This is a genomic window from Massilia sp. YIM B02769 (genome assembly GCF_030411995.1).
Lineage (GTDB): Bacteria > Pseudomonadota > Gammaproteobacteria > Burkholderiales > Burkholderiaceae_D > Telluria.
The window spans coordinates 1-9,092 of sequence record NZ_JASNRC010000030.1 but is presented as its reverse complement, the minus strand read 5'-3'; the positions used below and the strand labels follow the sequence as shown (position 1 = coordinate 9,092).

At 64.4% G+C, this 9,092-nt stretch carries 4 protein-coding genes; all 4 read right to left on the bottom strand.

Translation table 11 applies throughout. The annotated features are described in order from the left end of the window. Nucleotides 1-800: 800 nt before the first annotated feature. A complete protein-coding gene (locus tag QPK31_RS25910; protein WP_290425767.1) occupies nt 801-2,285 on the bottom strand; it encodes a hypothetical protein in 1,485 nt (494 codons plus the stop codon). Beyond that, on the bottom strand, nt 2,282-8,287 hold the full coding sequence (locus tag QPK31_RS25905) for a phage tail length tape measure family protein (protein WP_290425766.1): 6,006 nt from the start codon (nt 8,285-8,287) through the stop codon (nt 2,282-2,284). The genes QPK31_RS25910 and QPK31_RS25905 overlap by 4 nt, the downstream gene beginning before the upstream one ends. A gap of 68 nt (nt 8,288-8,355) precedes the next feature. Next, a complete protein-coding gene (locus QPK31_RS25900; RefSeq protein WP_290425765.1) occupies nt 8,356-8,727 on the bottom strand; it encodes a hypothetical protein in 372 nt (123 codons plus the stop codon). 49 nt (nt 8,728-8,776) lie between these two features. Beyond that, nucleotides 8,777-9,092: DUF1799 domain-containing protein (locus QPK31_RS25895; protein WP_290425764.1), on the bottom strand; the 316-nt coding region annotated here is incomplete at its 5' end.

Genomic DNA, 9,092 nt, shown 5'->3' with positions numbered 1-9,092 from the left:
TCCTTGAAGCGTGGGTCAGGGATAAGGTTATTGGCGTCGCCCATGACTGCCAGGCTTCGAGCAGTTACAGCGCCTGCGGCAAGCTTTTCGGTTGTGATCGCCCCAGTGGCCAGTGCGGCAGTCAGAATCGACTCGGTCGCGATCAGCCGGCCGTTGACGACCACGCCATTCTCGACCCATGCCGAGCCGGTCCAGCGCTTCTCCATGACGAAGGTACCGCCGCTGATCGTCACGACGTCGCCAACNGGTCGCGATCAGCCGGCCGTTGACGACCACGCCATTCTCGACCCATGCCGAGCCGGTCCAGCGCTTCTCCATGACGAAGGTACCGCCGCTGATCGTCACGACGTCGCCAACGACCTTGGTGGTCGGCACCGTGATATTTGCCAGGGCGTCGGTCCAGGCCGTGCCCGAGCCGTAGTAGTGGCCGGCGCCGCGCGCACCAGGCGTGCCGGTACCGGACGCACCGTCGCGCAGCACCGGGATGATGAGCGCGCGCTGAAACTCGTCGCCGTTGCTCACCACCTTCGCGGTGACGATGGCGGTTTCGCCGTCATAGGTGACGTCGACGCTGCGGTCGACGGCGTTCGACAGCGTGCCGCCGACGGCGGTGAAGCTGACCGCATCATCCAGGCCAACAAGGTCCGCTGTAACGGTCACCTTTGCCAGGTCCACTTGGCCGGATGCGTTCAGGTGGAAGCCGGGCGCGCTTGCCGTCAGGTTAATCCAGGCGTTCTTCGGATTGACGATCCGCACCGTCGCGGCCTGCAGGATAGCGTCGCGGTCGTTCAGCACTGCGCTCATACGAGGAACCCTACCTTGACGCGCCCGGTGTTCCAGTCGGGCGCCAGTGAAATAACGATGCCGGAGACACCGGCGTCCATGCCGAAGCGTGGGCTGTAGACGGTCACCGCCTGGCCCAGCTCGAGCTGCAGCAGCTCGGGCACGCCGTCGAAATCATAGGTCGTGCGCGGCACCTTCCACAGGTCGAGCCGACGCTGTGCCTCAGCATCCGCATCGGCCCGGGTCAGCAGCATCGTGTCGACCTGGACCGGCTCGGCGTTCAGGCGGTAGGTGGCCAGCGTCGCCGCGTCGGTCTTGGTGGTGGTCAGCCACTCCTCGGTGAAGAGCGCCTTGTGCACCTCGGGCAGGTTGGCCAGCGTGCCGGCGTCCTGCACGGTCCAGTTCTTGGCGAAGCCGAGCTTTACGGCGCCGACCACGTCGGTGCGGCCGGCGGGCTGCAGCGTACCGTCGACCATGTGTTCCGGCCGGATCACGAACGGCGTGCCGGCACCGGGAAGTGCGACCTGGATCAAGCGCATCAGGCCCAGGCGCGACATCACCAGCTGCGCGCCGATGCTGCCGAGCAGCATCTGGCACGCCGCCAGCACGTTGAGCCGGTCCGTGGAATACAGCCCCATCGGCTGTGGATGCGCGGCGTCAAACGCGGCAATGTTCGCCAGGTCGAGATCCGCAGCTGTGAAGCGGTCTGCGGCCTTGCCGTAGCCGGTTGCCAGCCGTTTGCACATGGTGGCCGCGGTGTCGCAATAGCCCGCGCCGTTGTCGCCCTTGATAGACAGCGTCACGGCGCCGGCCGGCGTTGACTCCAGCGTCACGGTGCCGGCGGCAGGGTTCGACGTCATGGCCACAGGCGCCCCGTTGTCGCGCGCCTCGTTGGCGATGACGCCCTCCGCCGACGCGCAGTGGTAGCCATAGGTCAGCGTCGCCGGGTTGATCGGCAGCGGCGTGATGTTCGACACCTGGCCGATCGCGAACGGAAGGAGCGCATCCTTCTGCTCGGTCTCGCCGCCCAGCTTCACCTCCGTGATCGCCGTGTTCAGGCGCTGCAGCTTGTCGCGCAACTTCAGGAGGAGCGCGCTCCGGCCGCTCGGCGCGATGTCGGCCACGATACCGTTGAAGATCATCCGGAAGTCGCTGCGCGGCCAGCGAATGTCGCCGATGTACGCACGGATTTCCCGATTCTTCCACACGTAGGCGGCGCCGGCCCAGGCGTCGCGCACGCCGGCAGTGTTGTCGATCTCCAGGTTACCAGCCGACAGCGCGCCGTCACCTTCGAGCGACAGGCGCTCGGTGAACAACGTGCCGACGGTGGCGATCGGGAGGTATTGCGTGTTGGCCGGACTGTCGGCCGGCGACGTGGTGAATGCCTTGGTCGCCATGTAGACCATGGTTTCCACGCCATTCACGCGCGCCGCCGCCTCGATCAGGACGCAACGATACGCGGCCGAGCTTTGCAGCCAGGCCAGGAACTGAGGATCAGTCATTCAGGAGCTACCCTATCTTCGAACCTGCTGATTGAACTAATCGCCGACGCTGCGATTCGACCCATGGTTTCGGCCGAGTCGCGCGACGCCGAAGCGCCGCCGCGGATGATGTCGCCAGTCTGGCGATTCGCATCCGCGCGCAGGCCCGACACCTCCGTGCGCAGCGCCTTCACCTCGGCCACCAGTGCTTCGGTGTTGGCGGTGCCGTACGAGCTGTACGGGATCGGCACGTTGACGGGTGGCGCCACGGCGGTCAGCGGAGACGTGTTCTTGTTCATGACCGTATGGAGCTGGAGGATCGCCTCCCGAACCGACAGCACGGACTTCTCCACGTCGATCAGGCCCTTGACCGAAAGCTTGAGCGCCTCCAGCTGCGCCTTGCCGACGTCGACCTGGGCGCTGGCCCAGCGCTCAGCTTCCGCCGTAGACGCCTGCGCGTAGTCGAAGTCGGAGCGGTACTGGCTGCTGCTGGCGAATACAGCCCGCGACGCAGTCAGGAACGCGTTGAACGCACCCTGGTACTGCGACTGCGCCGCTTCATCGCCGCCGCGCGCCGCCGCCAGCACCGCGTCGTACTGCGCCTTCGCCTCTGCATACTTCTGCATAGGCGACAGCGGCGACAGACCGCCGAGCAGCGTGTTGTCACGCAGGCTCTTCAGCGTTGCCGCGAACGACGACATCCGGTTGATGGTCGCGTCGATCGCGGCGGTCTCGGCCTTATAGGCATCCGTCAGCGCTGACTTGGCACTGGCCAGCGTCACGCTCGTATCCTCGATTGCCGGGTACACCTGGGCGAAGGCTTCCTGCAGCGCCATCAACTGAGCGTACTGCTCGCGTTGTGCCGAGCTGGTCAGGTCAAGGCCCAGGACGTACTGCTTGAACGCTTCTCGCGAACGCAGTGTGGCAAGCCCCATGGCGCCGAGCTGTTCGGCGACGTACTTCTGGACAGGGGCCAGTCGTTCCGCCTCAGTCAGATAGTTCTCAGCGAACGACGACGCCTGGTCTGCCAGCTCTTCAATGCCTCCAACCATCGACAGCAGCTCTTCGCGCGCGGCGATGCTGGCCATGCCGGTAGCGCCGAATGACTTGCCGATGCTGGCCAAAACCGCGTCCAGCCCCGCATAGTTCGACGCCAGACGCGTCAGGGTCTCCAGCGCGCCCTCTCCCACCTGTTGGAAGTCGGTGAGGCCGGCCACGCCGAAGGTGGCAAGATCGTCGCCGATCTTCGAGAACACCGCGGATAGTTCCTTCTGGATTTCCTCGCCGGTTTTGCCTTTCAACGTCACCTTGCCGATGTCGACAACGAAACTGTTCAGGCGTGCGGAGAAGTCGCCAGCGTTGATCTGCAGGAGCTTGCCAGCCTCAAAGACCGTGTCATAGATCGAAGTGAGGACCAGTCCGATCTGGCGATTTCCCTCGGCGCCGAGGCCTTCCAGTGCGGTCGAATACTTGTCCTTTTTGAACCATCCGCCGTCCTTCTTGATGTCGGCATACTGCGACGCGCTAACCCCGTCGGTCAGAATGCTGGCGTAGGTCGCCTTACTCATGGTGAAGCCAGTGTCCTCGACGGTTTTCTTCCCGCCAAACACCGAATTCAGCACAGATCCAGTGATCTTCCCGATCCAGCCTCCGGTGATCTTGTCGAGCGCCAGGCCAATGAATCCGCCGGTTGCCAGCACGCCGAGGGTCGAACGTCCGAACGCGTCGGCGCTGCCGCGCGTCGCACTGCCGGCGCCGAAATCTCCCGAGACGCCGGTGGTGCGTACCAGCAGGGACGAGAAGCTGTTGATCCCGGCTTCGATATTGCGCAGCGATCTCAGCATGCCAGTGCTGATGCCCAGCTCCTTCGATGCCAGCGACTCCATGATGTCGAGCGACTTGGCGATGGACTCGGACTTTTCGTCCGAGCCCAGCACAGACCCGGTGCCCTGGGCCTTTTGACGCGACTCCGACAGATTGGCACCTCCGCTGCCGATGCCACCGATGGCAACGCCCAGAGCGGCCACGATGGCAGCCATCGCTGCCATGCGACCGAACGCGGTATATGGGTCGCCAGAGCCTTGGCTCAACACCGCCGAGATACCCTTCGGCACCAGCTCGGCCAGCGTCATCGCCAGTTCGGCCGCATGGAACACCTGCGATGCGGCCTGCAGCGCCTTGTAGCCCTTACTCTGCTCGCCGAAGAAGCCGGCAGCAGCGCTGGTCATGGCGCCATAGCCGGCAAGGCGATTTTTCGCCCCCTCCTCATTGAGCTTGTCGACGTACTCCAGGTGCTTGACCTCGTCGATCTTCCCGTTCCGAAGCAGCAGATCGGCGTTGCCGCGCTCTTCCGCGATCTTCGCCTGACGCTTGCCGAATGCATCCAGGGCGCCGGTCATCTTCGTGATCGAATCGCCCGCGGTACCGAACGCCTCGCGCAAGGCCTCTCCGAACGTCTGGGCCCGGGCCGGGTCGAGGAACTCCTTCAGGCTGTCCTGCGCCTTCTTGTTCTCTTCCGCGATCCCATTGTTGACCACACCCTGCTGCTTGAGCAGAGCGAGTTTGCGCAGCTCTTCGGCCTGCTGACGGTAGAGCGCGGCGGTAACGCTGCCGGCCTCCTCCGCCTCTTGCTGCGCGGCGGTCTCTTCCTTCAGGGTGGCAATCGCAAGCATGCGCTCTGCCTGGAGCGCCGCCACGGCTTCCTTGCTCAGGCCGATTTCCTCATTCGCCAACTGCTGCGCCTCGACCTGGTCCTGCAGGCCGGTGAGCTCAGCGGCCGCTGCCTTGACGCCCTGCATGTAGAGGTCTTGGCTGGCTTGCGAGCGGTTACGCTGGGCGGCAGCAAGATCGTTTTCGAGCTGCTTCTCTCGGCTCTTTCGCTGTTCGTCGATGAGGGCGATTTTTCCAGCCAGCTCAACTTGCTCACGGTCACTATTGATTTTCTTTGCGACCAGCGCCTGCTCTCCTTGAAGACGCTCTTTTCGCCGCCGGAGACTTTCCAACTCTTCATCTGCTGCTTGGCGGAGGGCCTGGTCTTCGGTAATCTCACCAGCATCCCGCCTTGCTTGAATTTGAGCGAGCGCACGTTGGGCCAGCGCATCTTCCACTTCGCCGCGTTTCCGCAGAGCTGTAATGCTGGCGTCGACTCCCAAAATGAAGACGTCGTTGTACTCACGGCGGATTGCCAGCAATTGCTTATCGATTGTGATGGCTTCTGGGTCTGCCGACGACTGGGGGATACCAAGCTGTTCGCCTCGGGTCTGCGCGGCCCTTAAAGCTCTGTCGCGCTGCTCCGCGCGGGTGAACAGGATCCTCTGCTTTTCCTCCCATTCCCTTTCCGCCGCCTCGCGCTGAACCTTCAAAGCAGCGTCCTCGCCAGCCTTCTTGTCGGCAGCAGCCTTTGCATTGATGGACTTCACAGCACGCTCGTTTGCAGCAATCTGCGCCTGCGCACCCAATACGTCACGATCCCTCGACGGGTCGTATCTCTCGCCCTCTCGCGCCTTGCCGATCCTTTTCAGGCGCTCGACGCTTTCTTCAAGAGCCGTGCGTTGCTTGTCCAATGCGGCCAGCTGTTGCTGGGGGCCCAGCTCACGGCTCCCAGAGAATTCGACAACTGCATCCCAAGCGCTGCTCGTTGCTGACTTGATGTTGATCCAGGCGCGCTCCCAAACCGAGAGAACCGCGAGCACCTTCTCTTTTTGGTTGGCGATGCCGTCGGCATACGCGTTCTGCGCGATGCGAGCTGCGTCGATCGTGCGGCCCTGCACCTGCGCCGCCCTTACAGCGAGATAGGTTTCGGTGGTGACGAAGCCGTATTGGTCGCCCATGGCGCGGAGCGCCGTGAGCGGGTCTTTCCCGAGTGCGGCAAACTCTTTCGCAGTGTCCTCGACGCTTTTGCCGAGCACGCGCTGGGCGTCGACGGCGACGGTGCCGAACTTCTCCAGGTTGGCGCCGGCGATGGCGCCGGTGCTGGCCAGGGTAGTCAGGGCTTTAGCCGAAACGCCCTGCGAGCCGTTGATCTCCTTCATGCTGGCCGCCATGTCGGCCATCTGGCCCGCAGTGGTGCCAGCGAAATTGCCGGTCATGATCAGGGCGCGCGAATACTGCACGGCCTCTTCGTGACCAGCCTTGTAGGCATAGGCCAGCGTGCCCAACACTGCAATGGTCACGGTGTAGGGGTTGATCAGCCCGAGGACTGCGCCACCAAGCGCGCGCGCAGCAGCGCCGACGCCGCCAAACATGTCGCGCAGCTGGCCACCCTGCTGCATAAGCACAGTGAGCGGAGCCTGGCCGCCCTGAAGGCTGACGATGATGTCGGTCATCTGCGCCGGCACGCCGCGCATTGCGGCGCTCATTGCTGCCGCCGACATTCCGCCATTTCGGAAAGCTTGGTCTTGGGCGTGGAGCTGGTCAAGCAGCGGCTTCGCCTGCGTGGTGACTCCCAACTGCGCGGCCTGCAGCTCCAGCATTTCGGTCCGCGTTTTGCCGATGGCTGCAACCTGCTGTTCCAGTCCCTTGAGGAACGACGTCCGCGAGGCCTGAACCTGGGACAACTCACGTTGCGCCTGCGCCTCCATCTGGGTGGCATAGGTCTGCTGCTCCTGCGCCAGGCGCAGGTCGCGCAGTTTCGCGATCAGGGGCTCAGTGGCGCTGGTCAAGCCGAGTTGGGCGGCTCGGTAGCGATTCACCTCCTCGGTCGACAGGCCGAACATCGCGATCTGCTCGCGCAGTCCTGCAATGAAGCTGTCCTTCCCAGCTTGGGCTTGCAGCGCTTCTCGCTGGGCCTGGTCGGCGGCACGTGCTGCGGCCGCGACCTGCTCCTGAGCCGTGCGCATAGCGTGCAGCTGCGCGATCAGCGGCTCTGCAACGGCGGTCAGGCCCAGCTGAGCAGCGTGGTGACGCTGCACTTCTTCAGTGGAGCGGCCATACAGGGCGATCTGCTCGCGCAGGCCTTCCAGGAAGCTGTCGCGGCGCGACTGCGTCTGAGCTGCATCCTGCTGCGCCTGCGCGGCGGCGCGTGCACTGGCCGCAACCTGGTCCTGCGCCTGCTGCAGGGTGCGCAGCTGCGCGATCAACGGATCGGCCGCACTGGCAGCGCCGGCTTGCGCGGCGCGATAGCGCATCACTTCCTCGGTCGACTTGCCGAACAAGGCGATCTGTTCGCGCAACCCAGCCAGGAAGTTGTCGCGGGCAGTCTGGGCCTGGGCGCTGTCGCGCTGTGCCTGCGCCGCCTGACGTGCGGCCGCGCCAGCCTGTTCGTGGGCTTCGCGCAGCGAGCGCAGCTGGGCGATCAGCGGCGCGGCCTCCGCCGCCGCGCCAGCCTGCGCCGCGCGGTATTCCAGGATGCCTTCGGTCGATTTGCCGAAGAGTGCGATCTGTTCGCGCAGGCCATCAAGGAACGTGGTCTTGCTGGTTTCGGCCTGGGCCGCTTCGCGCTGAGCGGCTGCCTGGGCGCGCGCGGCCGCTTCGGACTGCTGCTGCGCGGCGCGCATGTTCTGCAGCTGAAGGATCAGCATCGACGATTCTTGCGCGGCGCCGGCCTGAGCCGCGCGGTAACGCTGGACCTCGTCGGCGGACTTGCCAAACAGGGCAATTTGCTCGCGCAGGCCGGCCAGGAACGATTCCTTCGATGCCTGGGCCTGGGCAAGTTCGCGCGCGGCGGCTGCCTGTGCTTGGGTGGCCTGGGTCGCTTGCGTCTGAGCCGCCTCGACCGCGCGAAGCTGGTTCAAGTACGGGGTGAGCGATGCCGGGTCGACTCCGCGGCTGCGCGCCATCGTCTCATAGTAGGCTGCCGTGGTACGGCCGCCGGCCTCCATCGCCATGGTCGTGCGCTGGATCGAAGCGATGATGTTGCGCTGCGAGTTCTCCACTGCACGCGCCGCCGTGGCGGAGCGCTCCCCGGTCTGGGTGATCGCGTGTCCCGCGCGGTTGGCTGCGTTGACGGCCGGGCGCAAGCCTGCTTCCACGCCCGAAGCGTCTGCCACCACTCGAATTGTTGCGTTGTTGACGATATCGGTCATGGCGTGGCCCAAAATAAAAAAAGCCACCCGAAGGTGGCTTGGTTGTGTGTTACTGGCTTACTGCCGGATCAGATTCCGCCGGGCGACGTACAGACTTTCACCGCAGGCGGCTTCGACTTGAAGCGGCGCTCCAGCGCACCGGCGTATTCTGCAGCGGCCTTCGAGCAAGACAACGCTGCAGTAAGATCCTGCTCAGCTTGGGCAGTCTGTTTCGAGGTATCTGCACCGATTGATCGTAGCTTGGAAATTGTGGACTGAGTCTCTCGGTGCAGGTCAATGTTCAAGAGGTGTGCCCGCGTAGTCCGGCAGAACTCCTGCTGAAGCTCGGCCTTATCCGCTGTCTTGAGCTGCAGGTATTCAGGCCTGTCGCACGCAATGTCAAAGGCTAAAGCCGATCCGCTCGCCAGGCCGAGCGCGGCCGCCAGAATAAGTCGCTGCATGTCCCCTCCTATGATGAGAATGCAATCTTACACCAGCGCCAGCGCGGCCCTACTCGTCCCGACTATTCATGAGGTTGAGTGCGGCGAACTCCATGGTCTGGATATCCGCCTCGAGCTCGTCGTACTGCCCCGGGTCCAGCTCCATGCGATCCATTTTCCGATGCAAGACGGCGTAGTCCAGGCCAATCAGGCCCATGCCACCGGCGCGCCACTGTGTCCGCATGAAGGCGAACAGCACGTAGGCGTCCCAGTGCTCCGGCCAGATCCCGACCACCTCGTCGTCGAAGTCTTCGAGCGTCAGGCCGGCGAGCTCCATCTGGGCCAGGTCCTTTTTCGTCGGACCCGGCGTGTACATCGCCTCAGCG

What these genes read in the sequence shown, in the direction of transcription:
- QPK31_RS25910 (WP_290425767.1), bottom strand. Translation starts at nt 2,285, where the DNA reads ATGACTGATCCTCAGTTCCTGGCCTGGCTGCAAAGCTCGGCCGCGTAT.
- QPK31_RS25905 (WP_290425766.1), bottom strand. Translation starts at nt 8,287, where the DNA reads ATGACCGATATCGTCAACAACGCAACAATTCGAGTGGTGGCAGACGCT.
- QPK31_RS25900 (WP_290425765.1), bottom strand. Translation starts at nt 8,727, where the DNA reads ATGCAGCGACTTATTCTGGCGGCCGCGCTCGGCCTGGCGAGCGGATCG.